23 protein-coding genes are annotated in these 21,519 nt (G+C 75.4%); 8 read left to right on the top strand and 15 right to left on the bottom strand.

Annotated elements, in window-relative coordinates:
• Positions 1 to 39 precede the first annotated feature (39 nt).
• Both menE and DQ238_RS20645 read left to right on the top strand, forming a co-directional pair.
• Entirely contained in the window at positions 40 to 1,194 is a 1,155-nt protein-coding gene (gene menE, locus DQ238_RS20650) for an o-succinylbenzoate--CoA ligase (protein WP_113783131.1), read from the top strand.
• 2 nt (positions 1,195 to 1,196) lie between these two features.
• Entirely contained in the window at positions 1,197 to 2,069 is an 873-nt protein-coding gene (locus tag DQ238_RS20645) for a 1,4-dihydroxy-2-naphthoate polyprenyltransferase (RefSeq protein WP_113783130.1), read from the top strand.
• 57 nt (positions 2,070 to 2,126) lie between these two features.
• Here the strand turns inward: DQ238_RS20645 and DQ238_RS20640 are convergent, their stop codons facing one another.
• The 3 genes from DQ238_RS20640 to DQ238_RS20630 all read right to left on the bottom strand — a co-directional run bounded on the left by DQ238_RS20640 (position 2,127) and on the right by DQ238_RS20630 (position 4,357).
• Positions 2,127 to 2,441, bottom strand: coding sequence for a DUF4229 domain-containing protein (locus tag DQ238_RS20640; RefSeq protein ID WP_113783129.1), 315 nt, complete (start codon positions 2,439 to 2,441; stop codon positions 2,127 to 2,129).
• A 56-nt stretch (positions 2,442 to 2,497) separates the two neighbouring features.
• Positions 2,498 to 3,088, bottom strand: a complete 591-nt coding sequence (locus DQ238_RS20635; RefSeq protein ID WP_233496145.1) for an Lrp/AsnC family transcriptional regulator — start codon at positions 3,086 to 3,088, stop codon at positions 2,498 to 2,500.
• 285 nt (positions 3,089 to 3,373) lie between these two features.
• On the bottom strand, positions 3,374 to 4,357 hold the full coding sequence (locus DQ238_RS20630; protein ID WP_113783128.1) for an aldo/keto reductase: 984 nt from the start codon (positions 4,355 to 4,357) through the stop codon (positions 3,374 to 3,376).
• A 486-nt stretch (positions 4,358 to 4,843) separates the two neighbouring features.
• Here DQ238_RS20630 and DQ238_RS20625 point away from each other — a divergent pair, with 486 nt between their 5' ends.
• From DQ238_RS20625 to DQ238_RS20600, 6 genes are all read left to right on the top strand, one after another.
• Positions 4,844 to 5,659, top strand: coding sequence for a class I SAM-dependent methyltransferase (locus DQ238_RS20625; protein WP_199506487.1), 816 nt, complete (start codon positions 4,844 to 4,846; stop codon positions 5,657 to 5,659).
• Positions 5,656 to 6,282, top strand: coding sequence for a GrpB family protein (locus tag DQ238_RS20620; protein WP_113783127.1), 627 nt, complete (start codon positions 5,656 to 5,658; stop codon positions 6,280 to 6,282). Before DQ238_RS20625 ends, DQ238_RS20620 begins: the two co-directional genes overlap by 4 nt.
• A gap of 609 nt (positions 6,283 to 6,891) precedes the next feature.
• Positions 6,892 to 7,665: an SDR family oxidoreductase gene (locus DQ238_RS20615; protein ID WP_113783126.1), complete on the top strand. Its 774-nt coding sequence runs from the start codon at positions 6,892 to 6,894 to the stop codon at positions 7,663 to 7,665.
• A 285-nt stretch (positions 7,666 to 7,950) separates the two neighbouring features.
• Entirely contained in the window at positions 7,951 to 8,274 is a 324-nt protein-coding gene (locus DQ238_RS20610; RefSeq protein ID WP_147263169.1) for a nuclear transport factor 2 family protein, read from the top strand.
• Entirely contained in the window at positions 8,271 to 9,164 is an 894-nt protein-coding gene (locus DQ238_RS20605; protein ID WP_158550880.1) for a MerR family transcriptional regulator, read from the top strand. Before DQ238_RS20610 ends, DQ238_RS20605 begins: the two co-directional genes overlap by 4 nt.
• 142 nt (positions 9,165 to 9,306) lie before the next feature.
• Positions 9,307 to 9,525, top strand: coding sequence for a hypothetical protein (locus tag DQ238_RS20600; protein WP_113783123.1), 219 nt, complete (start codon positions 9,307 to 9,309; stop codon positions 9,523 to 9,525).
• A gap of 27 nt (positions 9,526 to 9,552) precedes the next feature.
• Here DQ238_RS20600 and DQ238_RS22940 read toward each other — a convergent pair whose 3' ends face one another.
• The 12 genes from DQ238_RS22940 to DQ238_RS20545 form a co-directional block, all read right to left on the bottom strand.
• Positions 9,553 to 9,705 carry a hypothetical protein gene (locus tag DQ238_RS22940; protein WP_158550878.1) on the bottom strand — a complete coding sequence of 51 codons (153 nt, stop codon included), beginning with the start codon at positions 9,703 to 9,705 and terminating at the stop codon, positions 9,553 to 9,555.
• Positions 9,706 to 9,716: 11 nt separating this feature from the next.
• Positions 9,717 to 10,667 (bottom strand): c-type cytochrome biogenesis protein CcsB, encoded by a 951-nt coding sequence (gene ccsB, locus DQ238_RS20595; RefSeq protein WP_113783122.1) that lies wholly within the window; start codon positions 10,665 to 10,667, stop codon positions 9,717 to 9,719.
• Positions 10,657 to 12,306, bottom strand: a complete 1,650-nt coding sequence (locus DQ238_RS20590; protein WP_113783121.1) for a cytochrome c biogenesis protein ResB — start codon at positions 12,304 to 12,306, stop codon at positions 10,657 to 10,659. The genes ccsB and DQ238_RS20590 overlap by 11 nt, the downstream gene beginning before the upstream one ends.
• Positions 12,303 to 13,121, bottom strand: coding sequence for a cytochrome c biogenesis CcdA family protein (locus DQ238_RS20585; protein ID WP_113783120.1), 819 nt, complete (start codon positions 13,119 to 13,121; stop codon positions 12,303 to 12,305). The genes DQ238_RS20590 and DQ238_RS20585 overlap by 4 nt, the downstream gene beginning before the upstream one ends.
• The gene (locus DQ238_RS20580) at positions 13,121 to 13,690 is read right to left on the bottom strand and encodes a TlpA disulfide reductase family protein (protein WP_233496144.1); all 570 of its coding nucleotides are present in this window, start codon (positions 13,688 to 13,690) and stop codon (positions 13,121 to 13,123) included. Before DQ238_RS20580 ends, DQ238_RS20585 begins: the two co-directional genes overlap by 1 nt.
• Before the next feature lie 200 nt (positions 13,691 to 13,890).
• Positions 13,891 to 14,535 carry a histidine phosphatase family protein gene (locus DQ238_RS20575; RefSeq protein ID WP_113783118.1) on the bottom strand — a complete coding sequence of 215 codons (645 nt, stop codon included), beginning with the start codon at positions 14,533 to 14,535 and terminating at the stop codon, positions 13,891 to 13,893.
• Positions 14,535 to 15,908 carry a glutamate-1-semialdehyde 2,1-aminomutase gene (gene hemL / locus DQ238_RS20570; protein ID WP_113783117.1) on the bottom strand — a complete coding sequence of 458 codons (1,374 nt, stop codon included), beginning with the start codon at positions 15,906 to 15,908 and terminating at the stop codon, positions 14,535 to 14,537. The genes DQ238_RS20575 and hemL overlap by 1 nt, the downstream gene beginning before the upstream one ends.
• The gene (locus DQ238_RS20565) at positions 15,905 to 16,402 is read right to left on the bottom strand and encodes a hypothetical protein (protein WP_113783116.1); all 498 of its coding nucleotides are present in this window, start codon (positions 16,400 to 16,402) and stop codon (positions 15,905 to 15,907) included. The genes hemL and DQ238_RS20565 overlap by 4 nt, the downstream gene beginning before the upstream one ends.
• Entirely contained in the window at positions 16,399 to 17,412 is a 1,014-nt protein-coding gene (gene hemB, locus DQ238_RS20560; RefSeq protein ID WP_113783115.1) for a porphobilinogen synthase, read from the bottom strand. Before hemB ends, DQ238_RS20565 begins: the two co-directional genes overlap by 4 nt.
• The gene (locus DQ238_RS20555; protein ID WP_113783114.1) at positions 17,409 to 18,959 is read right to left on the bottom strand and encodes a uroporphyrinogen-III synthase; all 1,551 of its coding nucleotides are present in this window, start codon (positions 18,957 to 18,959) and stop codon (positions 17,409 to 17,411) included. The genes hemB and DQ238_RS20555 overlap by 4 nt, the downstream gene beginning before the upstream one ends.
• A gap of 83 nt (positions 18,960 to 19,042) precedes the next feature.
• Positions 19,043 to 20,023 carry a hydroxymethylbilane synthase gene (hemC, locus tag DQ238_RS20550; protein WP_199506486.1) on the bottom strand — a complete coding sequence of 327 codons (981 nt, stop codon included), beginning with the start codon at positions 20,021 to 20,023 and terminating at the stop codon, positions 19,043 to 19,045.
• Positions 20,020 to 21,399 carry a glutamyl-tRNA reductase gene (locus tag DQ238_RS20545; RefSeq protein WP_113783113.1) on the bottom strand — a complete coding sequence of 460 codons (1,380 nt, stop codon included), beginning with the start codon at positions 21,397 to 21,399 and terminating at the stop codon, positions 20,020 to 20,022. The genes hemC and DQ238_RS20545 overlap by 4 nt, the downstream gene beginning before the upstream one ends.
• Positions 21,400 to 21,519 lie beyond the last annotated feature (120 nt).

Below are 21,519 nucleotides of genomic sequence, written 5' to 3'. Positions count from 1 at the left end.
GCCCAGCCTAGATCGACACGCGAAGTAGCCTCGGAGCCCGTGGCCCGGCAGCTGACCCTCGTCCCCGCGCCGGCCGACCCCCGCGCGCTCCTGCCCCACCTGCGCGCCGCTCTCGACGGCGCCGCCCCGCTGGCCGTGCTGCCCGCCGGGCCGCCCGCCGCGGTGGCGGCGGCCCGCGCGGTGCTGCGGCCTGAGCAGCCGCTGGAGCCCGGCGCCGACCTGGTCGTGGTCACCTCCGGCTCGACCGGCGGCGGCCGCGGCGTGCTGCTGCCCGCCGCGGCGGTGCGCGCCTCCGGGGAGGCCACCCTGGCCCGCCTCGGCGGCCCTGGGCACTGGCTGCTGGCCCTTCCGGTGTCGGCGATCGCCGGGCTGCAGGTGCTCGGCCGCTCGCTGCTGGTCGGCACCGAGCCGACCGTGCTGGGCCGCGGCGAGCCGCTGGCCGCCGCGGTCGCCCGCATGCCGGCCGGCCGGCGGTACACCGCGCTCGTCCCGACCCAGCTGCGCCGTTACCTGGACGCGGAGCCGACCGCGCTGCGGGCCTTCGCCGCGGTGCTGGTGGGCGGCGCGGCTCCCGACCCCGGGCTGCTGGCCCGCGCCCGGGAGGAGGGGGTCGCGGTGGTGACCACCTACGGCACGACCGAGACCGCGGGCGGCTGCGTGTACGACGGCGTCCCGCTGGACGGCGTCGACGTGCGGGTGACCGACGGCGGGGTCGAGCTCGCCGGGCCGACGCTGGCCCTGGGCTACCGGCTGGACCCGTCGGGCACCGCGGCGGGTTTCGCCTGCGACGACGACGGCACGGCCTGGTTCCGCACCCGCGACGCCGGGGCGCTCGACGACGAGGACCGGCTCACCGTGTCCGGCCGGCTGGACGACGTCGTCGTCACCGGCGGGGTGAACGTCGCTCCGCAGGCGGTGGAGGGCGCCCTGCGCGAGCACCCGGACGTCGCCGACGCGGTCGTCTTCGGCCGCCCGGACGACGAGTGGGGGCAGCGGGTGGTCGCCGCCGTCGTCCCGGCGCCCGGGGCCGAGCCCGACCTGGCCGCGCTGCGCCCGTGGGTGGCCGAGCGCCTCGGCGCGCCCGCCGCCCCGCGCGAGCTGCACCGCATCCCCGCCGTCCCGACCCTGCACACCGGCAAGCCCGACCGCCGGGGCCTTGCTGCCGACCTCGTGGCCGCGGTCCTGGACGTATGACCATGGCCACCCCCGCGCAGTGGCTGGCCGGTGCCCGCCCCCGCACGCTGCCGGCCGCGCTCGCGCCCGTGCTCGTGGGCACCGGCGCCGCCGCGGCCGCGGGCGGCTTCCGGCCGGTGCCGGCGCTGCTGGCCCTGGTCGTGGCCCTCGCCCTGCAGGTGGCGGTCAACTACGCCAACGACTTCTCCGACGGCCGGCGCGGCACCGACGCCGCCCGGGTGGGCCCGATGCGGCTGGTCGGGTCCGGTGCGGCGACCCCGCGGCAGGTGCTCGTCGCGGCGGTGGCCTCCTTCGCCGTCGCCGGGGTCGCCGGGCTGGCGCTGGCAGCGCTGTCGAGCTGGTGGCTGGTCGCCGTCGGCGCGGTCTGCATCGTCGCGGCCTGGACCTACACCGGGGGCCCGCTCCCCTACGGCTACCGGGCGCTCGGCGAGGTCTTCGTCTTCGTCTTCTTCGGCCTGGTCGCCGTCGTGGGGACGACGTTCGCGCAGACCCGCACGGTGGAGGGGCTCGCCGTTGCCGCGTCGGTGCCGATCGGGCTGCTGATCGTCGCGCTGCTGGTGGTCAACAACCTGCGCGACATCGCAGGCGATGCCGCGGTCGGCAAGCGCACGATGGCGGTGCTGCTCGGTGACCGGAGCACCCGGGTCGCGTTCGCCGCGCTGCCGGTGGTCGCGTTCGCGGTCGTCGTCGCCATCGGGGTGGTGCGGCCGTGGGCGCTGCTGGCGCTGCTCGCCGTCCCGCTGGCGGTGCCGCCGGTGCGCACCGTGCTCTCCGGTGGCCGTGGCCCGGCGCTGATCGGCGCGCTGCAGGCCACCGGGCAGCTCACCCTCGTCACCGGCGTGCTGCTCGGCGCCGGGCTCGCGCTCAGCGGCTGAGGCCCCGCTGCAGGGTCCCATCGCGAGCCTGCGAGTGATGGGGGGCAGCGGGGTCCTTCAGTCGTCGCCGGCCAGGCGGGCCTCCCGAGCCGCCTTCGCCTGCTTGCGCGCCGTGCTGCGGGCGGCCAGCGCCGCGGTGAGCCGGTCGCGGGAGGGGCGCAGCAGCAGGTAGGAGACCGGCATCGACAGCAGCACCCCGAGCAGCAGGCCGAGGAAGCCGGCCAGGCCGAGCCACCACAGCAGCAGTACCAGCGCGACGGCGATGGCGAACCGGCCCACGGTGTAGATCGCCAGCCAGGGCGCGATCCTCGTCGGGGCAGCGGGGCCTGCACTCGACGCCCCCGACCCCGTCGGCTCAACCCTCTCGGCCATGGCAGCCCTCCCACTTGAGTGGCGGGGGAGGTGACCAACCACGGGACGAGATGTCGTCACCCATGGCGACCCTCCCACTTGGTGGACAAGACGACCGTCGTCCGGGTGCGGGCGACGCCTCTGATCCGGTTCAACGCGCTGATGGTGGCCTCCAGTGCCGGGATGTCGGTCACGCGCACCTTGAGCACGTAGCCCTCGCTGCCGGCGACCCGCCAGCAGTCCTCGACCTCGGCCATGGTGCGCAGCGCCTCCTCGATGCCGGTGTCGTCGACCGAGTCGCTCTCGATGACGCCCACGAGGGCGGTGACGCCCAGCCCCACGGACGCCGGGTCGACGATCGCCTGGTACCCGAGGACGACCCCGGCCGCCTCGAGCTTGCCGACCCGCTCGTGCACCGCGGGGGCGGACAGGCCCACCTGCCGGGCCAGTTCGGCGTAGCTGGCCCGCCCGTTGGCGCGCAGCAGGCCGATCAGCTGCCGGTCGACGGCATCGATGGCGCTCTCCCTTCCTCGTCCGGGTGCAGTGTCGCCGACCGTGCAGCGCCATCGCTCCCCGGCGACCGGGAGGAGTCCCTCGTCGACCGGACATCCGCGTCCTGGACGACGGCATCCCGGCGCGCCGATCCTGCCCGACCTGCCGTGCGTCATCCGCGAGGCCCCCGCAGGCCGTCCGCGACGTCGCCATCGACCGCGGCGGCCTCGACCGCGGACGGGCGATCACCGGGAACCTGGAGGCCTCCCTGGTCGACCTGCCCGGCCACGGCCGGCTCGAGGTGCAGGCCGCCATCCTGATGGCCTGCGGCTCACCCTTCCCCCACCCGGCTCCGCCGCGGACAGGCGGCAGTTGCCGGGCGCAGGGCGACGAGCAGCCTGTAGCCGCCTCCCGGGCTCGCCAGACGAACCCGCGCGAGAGGGCCCGGCGCAAGGAGGTGTTCAGTCGACCTGACGGAGCTTGGCGATGTCCTCGTCGGTGCGGTTCCCGTGGATCTCGATCTCGGCCAGCTCGGCTTCGATCCGGGTGAACTCCTCGTCGGTCAGCTCGACGTCGGCGGCGCGGAGGTTCTCCTCGATCCGTTGCAGCCGGCGCGATCCGGGGATGGGCACGATGAAGTCGCCCTTGTGCAGCATCCAGGCCAGGGAGATCTGCGCCGGGGTGGCCCCCTTCTCCTGCGCGAAGGCGGTGAGCAGGTCCAGCAGCGGCTGGTTGGCGCGGATGTTGTCCCTGTCGAAGCGGGTGATGGCCCGCCGGACGTCGTCGCCGGTGTAGGTGTCCTCGGCGGTGACCTTCCCGGACAGGAAACCGCTGGCCAGCGGGCTGAACGCCACGAAGCCGATGCCGAGCTGCGCGCAGGCGGGGATCACGTCCCGCTCGAACATCCGCTCCATGATCGAGTACTCGCTCTGGATCGCCGTCAGCGGCGTGACGGCGTGCGCGCGGCGCAGTTCCTGTTCGGTGGCCTGCGACTGCCCCCAGCCGAGGATCTTGCCCTCGTCGATCAGTTCTCCCATGCAGGCCGCCACATCCTCCACGGGGATGTCCTTGTTCACCCGGTGCTGGTAGTACAGCTCCACGTGGTCGGTGCCGAGCCTGGCCAGGGACGCGTCCAGCCGCTGCCGAAGCTGCCGAGAGAGGTCCCCGCGGGTCATGCCATCGCCGCCGGTGATGTGCAGCTTGGTGGCGATCACCACCTGGTCCCGGATGGGTGCCAGGGCCCGGCCCACGAGCTCCTCGTTGGCCCCGGCGCCGTAGCCCTCGGCGGTGTCGAAGAAGGTGCATCCCAGGTCGAAGGCCTTGCGCATCAGGTCGATCGCCTCGTCGGCGCCGGGCCCGGGGCCGTACCCGTGGCTGAAGCCCATGCAGCCGAAGCCGATGGCAGAGACCTCGAAGTCGCTGCTGCCGAGAACTCGTGTGTGCATGCTGTCTGTCCCTTCGGGTGCTTGCCGCTGTACGAGCCTGCCGCCGTACGGGCTGGCTGTACGAGCAGATCCTGAACGGAAGTGCCGCGACCGCGGCCCCGGATTCGGCGCTGTCACGGCCGCGCGGCTCGGGATTCCCTGCGGGACGTCGCCATCGGGAGAACCCGCGTGCGCGCGGGTGGAACACGTCCGGTCGTGACGGGTCACAGCGTGACCCCCTGCGCCCCGCGGCCGCACCTATCGTGGGCGCGTGGGCGCCCTGCGGGCGGAGGTGTGGGTGTCATCGGCCGGAGCTGCTCGGGCTGTGTAGACCGTCCTCAACGAGCTCGGCGTAGGTCGGCGCGGGGTCGGCGTTGCGCCAATGAGCGCGCCGGTTGGCGTTGCGCCAACAAGCGCGTCGTCCGAAGACATGCCGCGCAAACCGACGCCGGAGGTGAGGGTGCCATCTCACGGTCGGTGTCGCGCCTGGCGGCTAGCGTCGGGCGGGTGCGGTCAGTGAGCGAGTCGGCGCGGCTGGCGCAGCGGCAGACCTTCGACACCGACGCCGAGCGCTACGCCGCTCGCCGTCCGACCTACCCAGCTGCCCTCTTCGACCGCCTCGCCGCCTACGGCGACCTCGACGACGGCGCCCGAGTCGTGGAGATCGGCCCCGGCACCGGCCAGGCCACCGCGTCCATGGCCGAGCGCGGCTGGGCGGTCACCGGCGTGGAGCTGGGCGCCGACCTCGCCGCCGTCGCCCGCCGCCAGCTGGCGGACTTCCCCGCCGTCGAGCTGGTCGTCGGCGCCTTCGAGGAGTGGTCCCCGCCTCCGGAGCCCTTCGACGCTGTCGTCTGCGCGACCGCCTGGCACTGGCTCGACCCCGCCACCCGCCTGCGCACAGCCACCCGAGTGCTGCGCCCGCGCGGCACGGTGGCCATCGTCTGGACCCACCACGTCGCCGGCGGCAGCCAGGCCTTCTTCACCGCCGCGCAGGACTGCTACCGCCGCTTGGACCCGGAGACCTACGAGGACGGGCCACTGCCCGAGGACCGAGTGCCCACTCCCACCGACGAACTCGTGCAGTCATCCCTGGTCACCGATGTCGCGTCGCACCGCTTCTGCGTCGACCTGACCTACACCGGCGAGGAGTACCTGGACCTGCTGCGCACCTACTCCACGACGATCCGGCTGCCGGCCGGACGACGGGCTGCCCTGCTGGGCTGCCTGGCCGACCTGATCGATCACCGCTTCGGCGGCGAGATCACCAAGCGCTACACCTTCGACCTCGTCCTCGGCCGCGCCTCGCACGGCCTTCCCCGATGACCGGCGGGCAGTCCCCGCAGGAGGCTCACCTCGTCGGCGGAATCGAGCACCGGGCCGTCATCGTCACCGACTACGACCCCGCCTGGCCGGTCCGCTACGAAGCCGAACGGATCAAGATCAGGGATGCGCTCGGGCCGGCTGCGCTCAGCATCGAGCACATCGGGTCGACCTCGGTCCCCGGGCTGGCGGCCAAGTCGATCATCGACATCGCCGTCGGCGTCGCCGACGTCGACGACGACGGAGCCCACGTGGCGGCCCTGCTCGCCGCGGGTTATCAGCTGCGGGTGCACGAGCCGGCCCACCGGATGCTGCGCACGCCGGCTCTCGACGTCCACGTCCACGTCCTCGACGCCGACAGCCCCCACCTCACCGACCACCTGGCCCTACGCGACCACCTACGCCGCAACCCCGCCGACCGCGAGCTGTACGAGCAGACCAAGCGGCGCCTCGCCGCGATGGACTGGCCGAGCATGAACCACTACGCGCAGGCCAAGACCGAGGTCATCACCGAGATCCTTCGACATGCCCGGGCGTCGACAGCGGCTGAGCCCACCGCCGTCCGCGCTCCTGCGAACGATCCTCAGGCGCGACGATCGGCCGTACCGCCTGATCGAGGCGGCTGACGATCACACCGGCGGGCTCATGGCAGACCACGATGGCGGAGGTCATGCCGCAAGCCGACCCCTCACCGGGCAACGGCCCAGTCCAGGAGGGATGTGCTGGAGAGGGTGTCCCGCACATCCCGCCCGCGGGGATGCCCGGTGATGGGTGCTGACTGGCGACGCCGGCCACCTACCTGCCGAGGGTCCTCTCGGCTCCCCGCACGGGAGTGGTGCGGGCTTGGGGGTGCGCCGGGCTGCCTGTGCTGCGACCAGCGCCGCCACCGCCGGCCCGTCCTTCCCTGTACGAGCGGGACACGCTGACTGCGGCGGTACCGGGAACCGTCCTCGCCATCCCGCCGGACGCCTTCCCGGCCTGCGACCGTCCTACCGCTGCCTGGCCTGGCAGCTGGGCCGCACCGGATGTCTGATTCCGGACGACCTGCTCGAGGACGACCGGCCCGAGGCAGTGCGGGTGCAGCTCACCGCCGACCTGGAGTGGCTGTACCAGGACACCTCACCCATCGACCGGCCATCGGCCGACCGGTGACCAGCGACCACCACCCGGCTCCGCAGGAGCCGACCCGCGGTCGCCCTGGCCACGGGAGACCCGATCGACGAGAGGAACACATCATGAGCAGGCTCGCACTCGTCACCGGCGCCACCTCCGGCATCGGCAAGGCCTTCGCTGAACGCCTGGCTGCGCAGGGCCACGACCTGGTCCTCGTGGGACGACGCAAGGACCGCTTGGAGGAGTTCGCCGCCGCACACCCCGAGGTGACCGTCCGGACCCTCGCCGCGGACCTGTCCACCGACGAGGGCATCGACGAGGTCGCGCAGGTGTGCGCGACCGAACCGCTGTCCCTGTTGGTCGACAATGCCGGCGTCGCGCACTACATGCCGCTCGCCGAGCTGCCGGCCGACAAGGCCCGGGAGCTGGCCCACGTCGAGGTCGTCGCCCCGACGATGCTCACCCGCGCCGCCGTCAGCGGCATACAGGACCGCGGGGAGGGCACCATCGTCAACGTCGCCGGCATGAGCGCCTTCAGCGGTCCGGCGCCGAGCTCGGTGATGCCACGTCGGGCCGTCTACGCCGGCCGCCTCGCCTTCGCCATGTCGCAGACCCTCAGCGCCGAGCTGGAGGGCACCGGCGTCCGCGTCCAGGTCCTGTGCCCGGGCGTGGTGGCCACCGAGTTCCACGAGCGCCAGGCGATGGACCTCAGCGCGGTACCGCGGATGAGCGCGGACGAGGTCGTGACCGCAAGCCTGCGCGGCCTGGAGCTGGGCGAGGTCGTCGTGGCCCCCGGCGTCGAGGACGCCAGGCTGCTGGATGCGGTCTTCGCCGCCGATCTGGCCGCCTTCGGAGCGCAGAGCCCGAAGCTGGCGACGCGCTACCGCACCAGCTGACCGTGGGCTGCCGGTGCAGCAGAAGTCCCGCGACTGAGCCGCGCCTCACGCAGGACCACCGGACCACCGGTCGAAGTCGCCTTCCGCCGACTCTCCAGTCGACAGCCATCCAGCCCCGGCGACCGGCAGATGAAGGGCGTTCTCTGCGGTCGAGGCGTGTTCCGGTCCAGGCACCCTCGCGGTAACCGTCACCGGGTGGTCTCCCGGCGAGGGGCTGCTGCCGTGTCCAGATGTCCGCGGCCCGGGGTTGACTCTCACCTGGGTTGAGGGTCGACCGTGCTCGGCATGAGCGCTGACGCCCTCTCGGTGGCCCACCGGTTCACCCGGGCCTTCAACAGCCGCGACGTCGACCGAGTGCTGAAGGTGTTCACCCCGGACGCGGTCTACCACGACCTGTTCTACGGCCGGTTCGACGGTCACGCCGGGCTGCGGCGGCTCCTCGAGGTGTTCGAGACCCGAGCCGGTCGCTGCCACACCTACCGCGAGTACTTCGACCGCACGGCCGTGCTGCTGGCCGTGGGCATCGCACCGGCCGCGGTCGCCCGCATCGCCGCGCAGCGCCCGTCGGTACAGCTGTCCCTGCTGGAACAGAGCCCGCTGTCCCGGTGACCGGCAGCCCCCACCCCCGGTCGCTGCTGATCGCGGAGTTCGCCCGCTGCTGCCGCCTGCCGGTGTCCACGCTGCGCTACTACGACCGCATCGGCCTGCTGCACCCAGACAGCGTCGACCCGGCCACCGGCTACCGGCGCTACGCCGCCGGCCAGCTGGCCACCGCGATCACCATCGCCCGGCTGCGCGGGATCGGCCTGGCCCCCGAGGACATCGCCGACGTCCTGGCCGGCAGCGATCGCGCCGCCAGGACCCTGCAGGCGCACCGACGGCGGATCACCGCCCAGATCGACGAGCGCCGGCACGCCCTGGCGCGGCTGGATGAACTTGCCGCGCCGCTGGCCGGTCGTGTCGACCCGCCATGCGTCGTCGATCTCGTGCCCGGCCCGGTTCCGGCGCTGGCGTTCACCAGCGGTGTCGCCGAGCTGCCCGCCACCATCACCCGCGGCGTGGCCGTCCTGCGCCAGCGGTTGCGCCGCGCCGGGGTCGAGCCCACCGGCTGGGGGGCGCTGCTTCCGCTCGACCCGGGCGAGCCGATCAGCGGGCACGTCTTCGCCCGGACCGCAGGCGGAACCGCCCAGCTCACCGGGCCGGCGCGGTCGACGGCCACGCTGCCGCCAGGTCGCGGCGTCCAGGTCACCCACCGCGGCGACCCCGACCAGCTTCCCCTGGCCTACCACGCCGCGTTGACCGCCATCGAGCGGCGCGGTGCCCAACCGCTCGCCCTCGTCATCGAGGACTACCTCGACCCGGGGGCCGGTGACCCCGGTCGTCCTGGCATCCGCATCACCGTGCCCGTGAGGCCCGGGCCCGATGCTGCTGTGGGCCGAGAGCGTGACCCTCGTGGCCCGTCCTCAGGGACCGGAGGAGTGCCGTCAGGGAGGCGCTGAGCGGGAGGTGAACCCTCCCGGCGGTGGCCACCGGGCCGCTGGCATGGGCCTTGGCGGCGGCGAGCTGGGTCGGGCTTGCGGGCAGCTGTCGCCCGTGCACGTACTGTGGAGGCACGCGGGCTCGACGGACGAGGGGAAGGCCATGGGCGTCGTCGTGGTGCTGGTGGTGATGGTCGCGGTGGCCGTGCTGGTGATGCGCGCGGCCTCGGCGGGGGCGTCCGGGGGCGGCGGGGCGCGCGTCCCGCGGCGTCCGCGGCCCCGGCCGCAGCGCCCCGTGCGGCCGGTCGCCCCCGACGACGACCCCGACTTCCTGCGCGAGCTCGAGCGCCGCACCCGGCGCGACGACGGCTCCCCGGCCTGAAGCCTGCAGGGAGCCCGGCAGGGGGCCTCAGTCGGGACCGGGCGCAGCCGGCGGCGGGGAGGTCGGCCGCGGGGAGGCCGTGCCGCCGGGCCAGCCCAGGCCCGGGTGCGTCGTCCCCGACCCCGGCCAGCCCAGGCCGGGCACGGTCTGCGCGCCCGGGGCGTCCTGCGCGTCGTCCACGGTGGACCCTCTCAGTTCAGCCCGGCGTAGCTGTGCAGCCCGGTGGAGACCATGTTGACGTAGAGCAGGTTGAACACCATCACGACCAGGCCGACGACGTTCACCCACGCCGCGGGGCGCCCGCGCCAGCCGGCCGTCGTCCGCGCGTGCAGGTAGCCGGCGTAGACCACCCAGGCGATGAAGGCCCAGGTCTCCTTGGGGTCCCAGCCCCAGAACCGGCCCCACGCGCTCTCCGCCCAGATCGCGCCGGCGATGACCGCGAAGGTCCAGATCGGGAAGCCGAAGACGGCCGTGCGGTGGGCGACCCGGTCCAGCGTCGCCGCGCTGGGCAGCCGGGAGAGCACCGAGCTGCTGCCGTCCCCGCGGGGGGTGTCACGGGTGTCGTGCCGGATGCGCAGCAGGTAGAGGACGCTGGCGATCCCGCTGACGAAGAAGACGCCGAAGCCGAGGATCGCGCTGGTGACGTGCACCGCCAGCCAGCTGGAGCGCAGCGCGGCGACCAGCGGTCCGGTCTCGGTGTAGAGGAACAGCCCGATCGCGACGAGGGCGAGCACCGCCGGGGCGAGCACGAAGGCGCCCATGTCGCGCACCCCCGGCACGCGCACGGCCAGCACGACGAAGGCGGCCACCCCGACGAGGACGACGGCGGTGGCGAACTCGTACACGTTGCCCCAGGGCAGCCGGTGGGCGGCCAGGCCGCGGGTGACCAGCACGCCGGCGTGCGCGAGCGCGCCGAGCACGGTGACGGCGAGCCCGATCGAGCCCCAGCGGGAGCTGCGCGGCGGTGCGGCGGGCGCGGCGGCGGCGCTCCCGACCCCGGCCCCGGCGCCGACCAGCTCCCGCGCCGGCCGGCGGCCGAAGGCCAGCTGCGCGCAGAACGCGACGACGGCCACCGAGTAGAGCGCGACGGCGATCGAGAACAGGGTGTCCGACAGGTCGGCCAGCGACTGGTCAACGGTCACGGCGGGAGGCCTCCGGTTCCGGTGCGGCCCCGCCGGACGACGGGGCGGAGGGGGTCGGGGAGCGCTCGTCGAGCGCCGTCCGCAGCTGGCCGGTGAGCGCGGCGAAGCGGGTGGCGCTCTCCCCGCCGCCCCTGGTCAGCGAGCCGACCGAGAGCACGGTACCGCCGCCGTCGGGGGCCGGGGCGACGCGGGCGAAGAAGCGCTCCCGGCGCAGCAGCAGCAGGGCGAGCAGGCCGGTCAGCAGGCTGATCGCGGCGGCGAGCACCCACACCTGCCCGGGGTCGTGCGAGAGCTGCAGCGCGGCGAACTGCGAGGTGCCGGTGAAGGTGACCGTCGTCCCGTCCGGCAGGGTCATCGACTCGCCGACGGAGAGGTTGGCCCGGCCCACCTCGGTGAGCCGGCCGCGCTCGATCTGGCTGGCGTCGAGGGAGTAGACCGACTGGGGCAGCCCGGAGTCCAGGCCCAGGTAGCCCTGGTAGGCCAGGACCGCCACCTGCGGGTCCAGCGGCCGGGGGTCGATCGAGGTGAGGACCCCGCCCTGCACCAGCCCGGTCGGTGCGAAGAAGCCCTCGAGGGCCAGCTGGGAGTCGGCGCCGGCGCCCAGGTCGGGCAGCTTGAGCGCGCCCTCGCTGGCCATCGTGGTCTGGTCCGAGGGCAGGAACGGCGCCGAGACGTCGGTGAACTGCCGGCCGTCGGGCAGGGTGACGGTGAAGCGGGGCGCGTAGCCGTGGCCGGTCACGTACACCCGGTCGCCGTCCACCCGCAGCGGGTGGTTGACCCCGATCGTCGTCTCCCGGCCCGGCTCGCCGGGCGGGCCGTAGCGGATGTCGGCGGTGTAGGAAGCGGCGGTCAGGTCCTCCTCGTAGCGGGCGTGGAAGGCCTCCAGGTCGATGCACAGGGGGGTGAGGTCGCCGCCCTCGACCAGCGGCCCGGCCGAGTAGGTGTCGTACTGCTGGAACGAGTTGCAGAACCCCTGCCCCTCGGTGACCAGGATGCTGCCCTCGTAGCCCCACAGCTTGCCGCCGGCCAGGCCGAGCAGCAGTGCCACCAGGGACAGGTGGAACAGCAGGTTGCCGGTCTCCTTCCAGAAGCCCTTCTCGGCCGACAGCTCCGGGCCGGCCGGCGAGTCCCGGCGGACGACGCGGAAGCGCGCCACCCGCAGCTCCTCCTCGACCACGTCGAGGGCGGCCGGGCCGGGCAGCGGGGTGGCCAGCTCGGCGGAGTCGGGCAGCCGCAGCAGCCGGCGCGGCGCGGGCGGCGGGGCGGCCCGCAGCGCGCGGGCGTGCTCGACCAGCCGGGGGACGACGCAGCCGATCAGCGAGACGAACAGCAGCAGGTACACCGCGGCGAACCAGGGCGAGCCGAACACGTCGAAGGCGTAGAGCCGGTCGAGCACCGGCGCCAGCGTCGGGTGGTCGGTGAAGTACTGCCGGACGGCGTTCTGGTTCAGCGAGCGCTGCGGCAGCAGCGACCCGGGGATGGCCGCCAAGGCCAGCAGGAACAGCAGGATGATCGCCGTCCGCATGGCGGTGAGCCGGCGCCACCAGCGCAACCAGAGGGCCAGGGCGCGCCGGCCCAGGGGCGGTCGGGCCGCCGGCGGTGGCGCCGCGGCCTCCCGCGGCGGAGCGGTGGTGGTCACAGCGCGGACTCCCCGAACCCGGTGGTGGCCAGCCACGAGCGCAGCCAGCCCGTCAACTCCGTCCACGCCCCGGTGACCAGCAGGACGCCGACGACGACCAGCAGCGCCCCGCCGGCGCGGGTGACCGTGCGGGCGTGCCGGCGCAGGAGGGACGTGGCGCCGAGGGCCCAGCGCGCGCCCAGGGCGACCAGCACGAACGGCACGCCCAGGCCGAGGCAGTACGCGACGCCCAGGAGGGCTCCCCGCCCGGCGGTGGCCTCCACGTAGGCCAGCGAGTTGACCGCGGCCAGCGTCGGCCCCAGGCACGGCGTCCAGCCCAGGCCGAAGACGACGCCCAGCAGCGGTGCCCCGGCCAGGCCGGCGACCGGGCGGGCCGAGAGCCGCGCGGTGCGCTGCAGGAACGGCAGCCAGCCGAGGAAGGCCAGGCCCATGACGACCGTGACCGCGCCGAGGACGCGGGTGAGGACGTCGGCGTGCTCGAGCAGCAGCCGGCCCAGCCCGCCGAAGGCCGCACCGAAGGCGACGAAGACGGCGGTGAAGCCCAGCACGAACAGCGCCGCGCCGAGCACCATCCGGCCGCGGGGCGAGCGCTGGTCGACGTCCGTGCGCACCGCGGTCGCCGTCGCCCCTCCGGCCGGGACCGCGGCCCGGGGACGCTCGCCCGTGCCAGCCAGGCCGGCGACGTAGGAGAGGTAGCCGGGCACCAGCGGCAGCACGCACGGCGAGGCGAAGCTGACCAGCCCGACGAGGGCGGCCACGGCGGCGGCGACGAGCAGCGGGCCGTCGGTGACCAGGCCGCTGAGGGTCTGCCCCATCAGCCCTCCTCCGCCAGCAGCCGGTCGAGCACCGCGCGCAGGTCGTCCTGGGCGACCTCGCCGGTGTAGACCGCGGCCACCCGGCCCTGCCGGTCCAGCACGATGGTGGACGGGATCGCGTTGGCCGGGTAGTCCCGGAACGCCAGGGCCACCTCGCCGCGCGGGTCGTAGAGCGACGGGAACGTGATGCCCTCGCTGTCGACGAAGGCCTGCGCGAACTGCTCGCTGGTCTCCTTGACGTTCAGGCCCAGGAACTGCACCCCCCGGTCGCGGACCTCGGCGTACACCTGCTGGAACTGCGGCGTCTCCACCCGGCAGGGCGGGCACCAGGAGCCCCAGAAGTTGAGGACGGCAACGTCGCCGGCGAGCTCGGTCGAGGAGAACCCGCCCCCGCCCAGCAGCTCGCCGGAGAACTCGGGGGCGGCGGCCCGCTCGGACGCCGGGATGACCTCACCGGCCGGGGTGCCGGCCACGAAGCGGAACTCGCCGCCGTTGTTGACGTCGACGGCGTTCGCGCCGGTGGAGCAGCCGGCGAGGAACACCGTGCACACCAGGAGCAGCGCGCCCACGGCGGCCCCGAGCAGCCGCTCTCCACCGGAGCCCCCGCGGGGACGTGGAGCGCCAGCGGAGCGTCCGCCGGGGTCCCCGCGGCGTTGTGGAGCGGAGCGGAGCAACGTCATGGGGTGGCTTCGTGGGGAGCACCTCATGCGCCGGGTACCGCGTCCGGGTCGGTGGCGCCGGCGGGCTCGGCATGTCGAGGAGGTGACCGTCATGCGCCGGGTACCGCGTCCGGGTCGGTGGCGCCGGCGGGCTCGGCGTAGGAGATCCCGGTCAGGCGGTCGCCGTCGTAGGTCAGCGAGGTGACGCTGGCCAGGCCGCACTGGCGGCGGCGCGGGTCGTGCGCGTAGCGGCGTCCCTCCAGGTGCAGCCGCAGCGTCCAGATGGGCAGCTGGTGGCTGACGCACACCGCCGCGGCGCCGCGGGCGGCGTCGCGGGCGGACTCGACGGCGGCGAGCATGCGGGCGGCGATCTCGACGTAGGGCTCGCCCCACGACGGCCGGAACGGGTTGCGCAGCTTCCACCAGTGCTGCGGCGCACGCAGGACGCCGTCCCCGACGCCGACCCGCAGCCCCTCGAAGGCGTTGCCGGCCTCGATCAGCCCCTCGTCGACGGCCACCGGCAGCGACAGCCGCTCGGCGATGGGCGCGGTGGTCTGCCGGGCGCGCTCCAGCGGGCTGGACACCAGGTGGGTCACGTCCTTGTCCGCGAACCACTCGGCCGCGGCCAGCGCCATGGCCTGGCCGGTCTCCGACAGCCGGTAGCCGGGCAGCCGCCCGTAGAGGACCTTCTCCGGGTTGGCGACCTCGCCGTGGCGGAGCAGGTGGACGACGGTGGTCCGGTCGTGGGCCGCCATCAGGTGCTCACCTCGGCCGGGTCCTCGGCCGGTGGGGCGGTGGCGGGCTGGGCGGCCGCGGCAGCGCGGGCGGCCGCGGGCAGCGCCTCGAGCACGCGGGTCACGGCCTCGTCGTCGAGGGCGGCGCTGACGAACCACGCCTCGAACGCCGACGGCGGCAGGTACACGCCCCGGGCGAGCATCGCGTGGAAGAAGGCGGTGTAGCGGGCGGCGTCCTGGGAGCGGGCGTCGGCGTAGTCGCGCACCTGCCGGTCGTCGGGGACGAAGAAGACGGAGAACATCGACCCGGCCTGCTGCACCCGGTGCGGGACGCCGGCGGCGAACAGCGCCGCACTGGCCGCCCCGCGCAGGGTCACGGCCACCTCGTCGCAGCGGGCGTAGACCTCGTCGGTGCAGTGCCGCAGCGTGGTCAGGCCCGCGGCGACCGCCACCGGGTTCCCCGACAGCGTGCCCGCCTGGTAGACCGGCCCGGCCGGGGCCAGGTGCTGCATGAGGTCGGCGCGGCCGCCGAAGGCCGCCGCGGGCAGCCCGCCGCCCATGACCTTGCCGAAGGTGAACAGGTCGGCGTCCACCGGGTCCAGGCCGTACCAGCCGGAGCGGGACACCCGGAAGCCGGTCATGACCTCGTCGAGGACCAGCAGCGCGCCGTGCGCGGCGGTGATCCGGCGCAGCTCGGCGTTGAACCCGTCCAGCGGCGGGACGACGCCCATGTTCCCGGCCGCCGCCTCGCTGATCACGCAGGCGATCTCGCCGCCGCGCTCGGCGAAGACGGCCTCCACGGCGGCGACGTCGTTGTAGGGCAGGACGACGGTGTCGGCGGCCGCGCCGGTGGTGACGCCCGGGGTGTCGGGCAGCCCGAGGGTGGCGACGCCGGAGCCGGCGGAGGCCAGCAGCGCGTCGACGTGGCCGTGGTAGTGCCCGGCGAACTTGACGACCAGCGGGCGGCCGGTGACCCCGCGGGCCAGCCGGACGGCCGAGAGCACCGCCTCGGTGCCGGAGTTGACCAGCCGGACCTCCTGGACCGGCGGCATGCGGGCGACGATCTCGCAGGCCAGCTCCACCTCGCCCTCGGTGGGCGCGCCGAAGGTCAGGCCGCGGCGGGCGGCGGCGGTGACCGCCTCGACGACGGCCGGGTGGGCGTGGCCGAGGATCAGCGGCCCCCAGGAGGCGACCAGGTCGACGTAGCGGCGTCCGTCGGCGTCGACGAGGTGGGCGCCCGACCCCGACGCCATGAACCGCGGGGTGCCGCCGACGGCGCGGAAGGCGCGCACGGGGCTGTTCACGCCGCCCGGGGTGACCCGCTGCGCGCGGGCGAACAGGTCGGCCGAGGTGGGGGCCTCGTAGGCGTACGGGGGGCGCTCCGGCGAGGTCACGAGCCCAGTGTGCCTCGCTTCCCTGGGTGCCCGTCGCGGGTGTCCGGGTGAGCGGCCAGCAGCGCCGTGGTCAGCGCCGCCGGGTTCCGGGTGGGCACCAGCACGGTGCGCCCGTCGGTGAGCGTGAGCGGCAGCCCGGTCCGCCCGCGGGGGATCGACCCGCCGCCGCCGAGGACGGGGGCGCCGACGTCCCCGCCCGCCCGGCCGCCGCGGACGGCGCGCAGGTGACGGGCGTCGACGTCGGCGAGCGGCACCCGTTCCCGCCCGACCGACAGCGCCGGGTCCGGGGCGGCGTCGACGCGGACGGTCCACGTGCGGCGGGCCGTGACGGCGCCGGCGGCGAAGGTGCCGAGCACGAAGACCGCGCCGACCAGCCACAGCAGGGGCGGCACGTCCGGGTCCGGCAGGACGGCGTCGGCGGCGACGAGCACGGCCAGGGCGGCGGCGGCCAGCCAGAACGGCCGCCACGACCCGCCGGGCTCGACGTACGTCATCGCAGCCAGCGCGCGGCCTCCACCGCCCAGTAGGTCAGCACGGTGCCGGCCCCAGCGCGGCGGATCGCGGTGAGGGTCTCCAGGACCGCCCGCCGCCGGTCCACCCAGCCGCGGGCGGCGGCCGCCTCCACCATCGCGTACTCGCCGCTGACCTGGTAGGCGGCCACCGGAACGTGCACCGCGTCGGCCACCCGGGCCACGACGTCCAGGTAGGGCAGCGCGGGCTTGACCATGACCGCGTCGGCGCCCTCGGCGAGGTCCTGGGCGACCTCGCGCAGCGCCTCGTCGGCGTTGGGCGGGTCCATCTGGTAGGTCGAGCGGTCGCCGAAGCGCGGTGCCCCCTCGGCGGCCTCCCGGAACGGCCCGTAGAAACCGGAGGCGTACTTGGCCGCGTAGGCCAGGACCGGCGTCTCGGTGTACCCGGCGCCGTCCAGCCCGGCGCGGATCGCCGCGACCTGGCCGTCCATCATCCCGCTGGGCGCGATGACGTGCGCCCCGGCCTGCGCCTGGGCGACGGCCACGGACGCGTAGCGGTCCAGCGTGGGGTCGTTGTCGACCACGAGTTCCCCGCCCTGCCCCCGGACCCCACCCCTGGCCGGGGTCACCAGCCCGCAGTGCCCGTGGTCGGTGTACTCGCACAGGCACAGGTCGGCCACGAGCACCAGCTCGTCGTCGAGGTCGGCGGAGAGCTGCTGCAGGGCGACGTTAACGACGCCGTCGGCAGCGTCGGCCTGGGAGCCCGATGCGTCCTTCTTCCCCTCACCCGGGATGCCGAAGAGGATCAGCCCGCCGACGCCGGCCTCGGCCGCCTCGTGCGCGGCCTTGCGCAGCGAGTCCGTGGTGTGCTGGACGACGCCGGGCATCGAGCCGATCGGCACCGGCTCGTCGATGCCCTCCTTGACGAAGACCGGCAGCACGAGGTCCGCCGGGGCCAGCCGGGTCTGCGCGGTCAGCCGCCGCAGCGCGGGCGTCGAGCGCAGCCGCCGGCCCCTCGCGAAGCCGCGGGTCACCGGGTGTCCCCCTCCTGCTCGGTGCGGCGGGCCGCGGCGAACTCGGCGAGCGCGTCCACCAGCGGCGCCACCGCGGAGGTCTCCGGCTGGACGTCGACCCGCAGGCCGAACTCGCCGGCGGTGGCCGCCGTCTGCGGGCCGATCGCCGCGACGACGGTCCTGGCGTGCGGCTTGCCGGCGATGCCGACCAGGTTGCGCACCGTGCTCGAGGAGGTGAAGCACACCGCGTCGAACCCGCCGCCCTTGATCGCCTCGCGCACCGGGGCAGGCGGCGGAGCGGCCCGCACGGTCCGGTAGGCGGTGACGTCGTCGATCTCCCAGCCGCGCTCCTTCAACCCCGCGGCGAGGGTCTCGGTGGCGATGTCGGCGCGGGGCAGCAGCACCCGGTCGATCGGGTCGAGCACGTCGTCGTACTCCGGGAAGTCGGCCAGCAGACCCTCGCTGGACTGCGCACCCGTGGGCACCAGCTCCGGCGCGATGCCGAAGGCGCGCACCGCCTCGGCGGTGGACTCGCCGACGCAGGCCACCTTGACGCCGGCGAAGGCGCGCGCGTCCAGACCGAGCTCGACGAACTTCTCGCGGACGGCCCGCACCGCGTTGACCGAGGTGAACACGATCCAGCCGTAGCGGCCGGTGACCAGGCCCTTGATCGCGCGGTCCATCTGCGCGGGGCTGCGCGGCGGCTCGACGGCGATGGTCGGCACCTCGACCGGGACGGCGCCGTAGGCGCGCAGCCGGTCGCTCATCTCCCCGGCCTGGTCCTTGGTGCGGGGCACCAGCACCCGCCAGCCGAACAGCGGCCGGCTCTCCCACCAGGAGAGCTTGCCGCGCTTGTCGACGGCCGAGCCGACGGTGGCCACGACCGGCCCGGAGACGGCGTCCAGCCCGGCGGTCTTCTCCGCGACGGCGGCGAGCTGGGCCACCACGCTCCGCTGCCCGGTGCCCGAGCCGCCGCTGGTGACCACGACCGGGGTGCTGCCGGGCAGCCCGCCCTCGACCAGCCGCGCGGCGGCGTCGGGGAGGTCCTGGGCGTCGCCGCGCAGCACCAGCGGCGCGGCCAGGCCGGTCGCCGCGGCGGCCAGCGCGGCCAGGTCGGCCTCGCCGCCGCGCAGGTCCGCGGTCAGCGAGGTGCCGCCGAGGGCGACGCCGGCGAAGGCCGGGACGGCGGTGGCCGGGGCGACGCCGGGGACGACGTCGAAGCCCACCGAGGTGCGGCTGACGGCCAGCACCTCCTTGACCACGCCGTCGGAGGTGAACGGGTCGCCGGCGACCAGCCGGACGACGGTGCAGCCGCCCTTGGCGGCGGCGACGGCGGCCTTGGCGATCTCGGCCGGCTCGCCGGTGGCGGGGGTCAGCTCCAGCTCGGGCCGGTCCGCGCGGACGGCGTCGGTGAGCGCCGACGGGACGTCGGGGTCGACGAGGACGGTGTCGGCCTCGGTGAGCGCCGCGGTCGCCCGGGCGGTGAGCATCCCGGGGTCGCCCGGGCCGGCGCCGACGAAGACGACCGTGCCGGCCGTCCCGCCGTTGTGCTTGCGGAAGCGCGTCATCACGTGTTCCTGGTTCTGGCCCCGGAGGGCGCGTGCGGGGTTGTGGGAGGCCGGGGGTTGCTGCCCGGCCCGGGAGGAGGGGCTCATCGGGACGCCGACACGAGGTCCGCGGCGCCGCGGTCGAGCAGGTCGGCGGCCAGCTCGCGGCCGAGCCGCTCGGCGTCGGCCGGCGCACCGGTCGCCGAGCCGCGGACGGCGTCGCCGCCGTCGAGCGCGGTGACCGAGGCCCGGAGGAACAGCTCGGGGCCGTCCTCGCCCTCGGCCAGCTCGGCGTACGCCGCGACCGGCGCGATGCAGCCGGCCTCCAGCGCGGCCAGCGTGGTGCGCTCGGCCAGCACGCAGGCCCGGGTCGCCGGGTCGTCGAGCGCGCCGAGCAGCCGCCGCGTGCGGACGTCGTCGGCCCGGCACTCCACGGCCAGCGCACCCTGCGCCGGCGCGGGCAGCACCTGCAGCGGGTCGAGGGTCTCGGTGACGGCGTCCAGCCGGCCCAGCCGGGCCAGCCCGGCGCGGGCCAGCACGACGGCGTCCAGGTCTGCGTCCTGCCCCACCCGCCCGACGACCCGCGCCATGCGGGTGTCCACGTTGCCGCGGATCGGCACGACCTCCAGGCCGAGGCCCAGGGCGCGCAGCTGGGCGACCCGGCGGGGAGCGCCGGTGCCCACCCTCGCCCCCGCCGGCAGCTCGCCGAGGGTGAGGCCGCCCCGGGCCACCAGCGCGTCGCGCGGGTCCTCCCGGGGCGGGACGGCGGCGATGGCCAGCCCCGGCTCGGGCAGCGTGGGCAGGTCCTTGTAGCTGTGGACGGCGACGTCGACGGTGCCGTCGGCCAGCGCCCGGCGGATGGTCGTGACGAAGACGCCGGTGCCGCCGAGCTGGGCGATCGCCGCCGACGAGCGGTCCCCCTCGGTGCTGATGTGCACCAGCTCGACGGGGACGCCGCTGGCCGCGGTGATCGCGTCGGCGACCGTCCGCGACTGGGTGGTGGCCAGCTGGCTGGCCCGGGTGCCCAGCCGCAGGGTGTCGGTGGCGGCGGCCCGGTCCCGGGGCGACCTCGCGAGCTCGGTCACGCGCCACCCCCCGGGCGCAGGTCGTCGGGGTCGACGGCGACCGCCTCGGCCAGGGTGGTGCACTCCGGGGCCACCTCGGCGTCGATGCCCAGCCCGAACAGGGCGCGCAGCGCGTCGGCGTAGTCCACGCCGCCGGGGGCGCTGGCCAGTTCCTTGACCCGCACCGTCGGCTCGTGCAGCAGCTTGTCGACGACCCGGCGGACCGTGCGGGCGACCTCGGCCCGGGCCCGGGCGTCCAGGTCGGGGAGGCGGGCGGACAGCCGCAGCAGCTCGGCGTCCACCACCTCCGCGGCCTGGCTGCGCAGCGCGGACACCGTGGGCGCCACCGCGGCGGCCTGCCGCTCGGCGCGCACCAGCGCGGTCTCGGCCTCGATGAGGGCGTGCGCCGCGGCCACGTCGTCGGCGGCCACCCCACCGCTGGCCGGGTGCTCGCCGGCCGCCGTCCGCGCGCCCTGCAGCAGCGCCAGGTCCACGACGTGCACCCCCGGCAGGGCGGCGACCCGGGGGTCGACGTCCCGCGGCAGCGCCAGGTCGACGACCACCAGCGGCCGCTCCGGCCGGCCGGCCCCGCCCCTGGACCGCATCGCGCCGGCGACCACCTCGGTGCCGACGACGGTGCCGCGCGCGCCGGTGCAGGTGACCAGCACGTCGGCGGCGGCGATCTCCTCGGGCAGGCGGGCCAGGTCGGCGGCCCGGCCCTCCACCGCGGCGGCCAGCCGCTCGGCGTGCGCGGGCGTGCGGCTGCAGACGGTGATCCCGGCACCGCGGCGGGCCAGCGTGGTCGCCGCGAGGGCACCCATCGAGCCCGCCCCGACGACCAGCGCCGGCCGGCCCGCGAGGCAGCCGAGCCGCTCCTCGGCCCGGTCCAGGGAGACCGACACCAGCGAGGCGCCGGCCTTGTCGATGCCCGTCTCGGAGTGCACCCGCTTGCCCACCCGCAGCGCCCGCTGCGCGACCGGGTGCAGGGCCCGGCCGACCGTGCCCTGCTCGCGGGCCAGCGCGTAGGCGGTGCGCAGCTGTCCGAGCACCTGCGTCTCGCCGACGACCATCGAGTCCAGCCCGGCGGCGACGGTGAACAGGTGGGTGACCGCCTGGTCCTCGTAGTGGACGGTGACGTACGGGGAGAGCTCCTCCACGGTGGCCCCGGCCTGCCGGGCCAGCACCCGGCTGACCTCGGTGACGCCGCCGTGGAAGCGGTCCACCTCGGCGAAGACCTCGACCCGGTTGCAGGTCGCCAGCACGATGGCCTCGCTGACGTGGTCGCTGCCGACCAGTTCGTGCAGGGCCTTGACGGTGTCGTCGGCACCCATCGCGAACTGCTCCAGCAGCGTGACGGGCGCGGTCTGGTGGCTGACGCCGACCGCCAGCAGGCTCACTGGTGCACCATCCATCCGTCACCGATCTTGGTTGGGTCGGTGATGCGCCCGAGGTGCCGCCTCGTCATCGCCCTGCTCGCTCGACACCGTTGATGTCCAGCGTGAGATCTGCGAGACGGG

Source organism: Geodermatophilus sp. TF02-6 (assembly GCF_003319115.1).
Lineage (GTDB): Bacteria > Actinomycetota > Actinomycetes > Mycobacteriales > Geodermatophilaceae > Geodermatophilus.
Note: the sequence above shows the minus strand (reverse complement) of the source record. Positions and strands in the feature narration are given on the sequence as shown.

Bases quoted from the DNA above. Each gene is read 5' to 3' on its own strand.
- DQ238_RS20555 (WP_113783114.1), bottom strand. From the start codon at position 18,959: ATGACGCGCTTCCGCAAGCACAACGGCGGGACGGCCGGCACGGTCGTC.
- DQ238_RS20565 (WP_113783116.1), bottom strand. From the start codon at position 16,402: ATGACGTACGTCGAGCCCGGCGGGTCGTGGCGGCCGTTCTGGCTGGCC.
- DQ238_RS20620 (WP_113783127.1), top strand. From the start codon at position 5,656: ATGACCGGCGGGCAGTCCCCGCAGGAGGCTCACCTCGTCGGCGGAATC.
- DQ238_RS20575 (WP_113783118.1), bottom strand. From the start codon at position 14,535: ATGGCGGCCCACGACCGGACCACCGTCGTCCACCTGCTCCGCCACGGC.
- DQ238_RS20640 (WP_113783129.1), bottom strand. From the start codon at position 2,441: ATGGCCGAGAGGGTTGAGCCGACGGGGTCGGGGGCGTCGAGTGCAGGC.
- DQ238_RS20600 (WP_113783123.1), top strand. From the start codon at position 9,307: ATGGGCGTCGTCGTGGTGCTGGTGGTGATGGTCGCGGTGGCCGTGCTG.
- DQ238_RS20630 (WP_113783128.1), bottom strand. From the start codon at position 4,357: ATGCACACACGAGTTCTCGGCAGCAGCGACTTCGAGGTCTCTGCCATC.
- DQ238_RS20615 (WP_113783126.1), top strand. From the start codon at position 6,892: ATGAGCAGGCTCGCACTCGTCACCGGCGCCACCTCCGGCATCGGCAAG.
- DQ238_RS20635 (WP_233496145.1), bottom strand. From the start codon at position 3,088: ATGACGCACGGCAGGTCGGGCAGGATCGGCGCGCCGGGATGCCGTCGT.
- DQ238_RS20585 (WP_113783120.1), bottom strand. From the start codon at position 13,121: ATGGGGCAGACCCTCAGCGGCCTGGTCACCGACGGCCCGCTGCTCGTC.
- DQ238_RS20645 (WP_113783130.1), top strand. From the start codon at position 1,197: ATGGCCACCCCCGCGCAGTGGCTGGCCGGTGCCCGCCCCCGCACGCTG.
- DQ238_RS20610 (WP_147263169.1), top strand. From the start codon at position 7,951: ATGAGCGCTGACGCCCTCTCGGTGGCCCACCGGTTCACCCGGGCCTTC.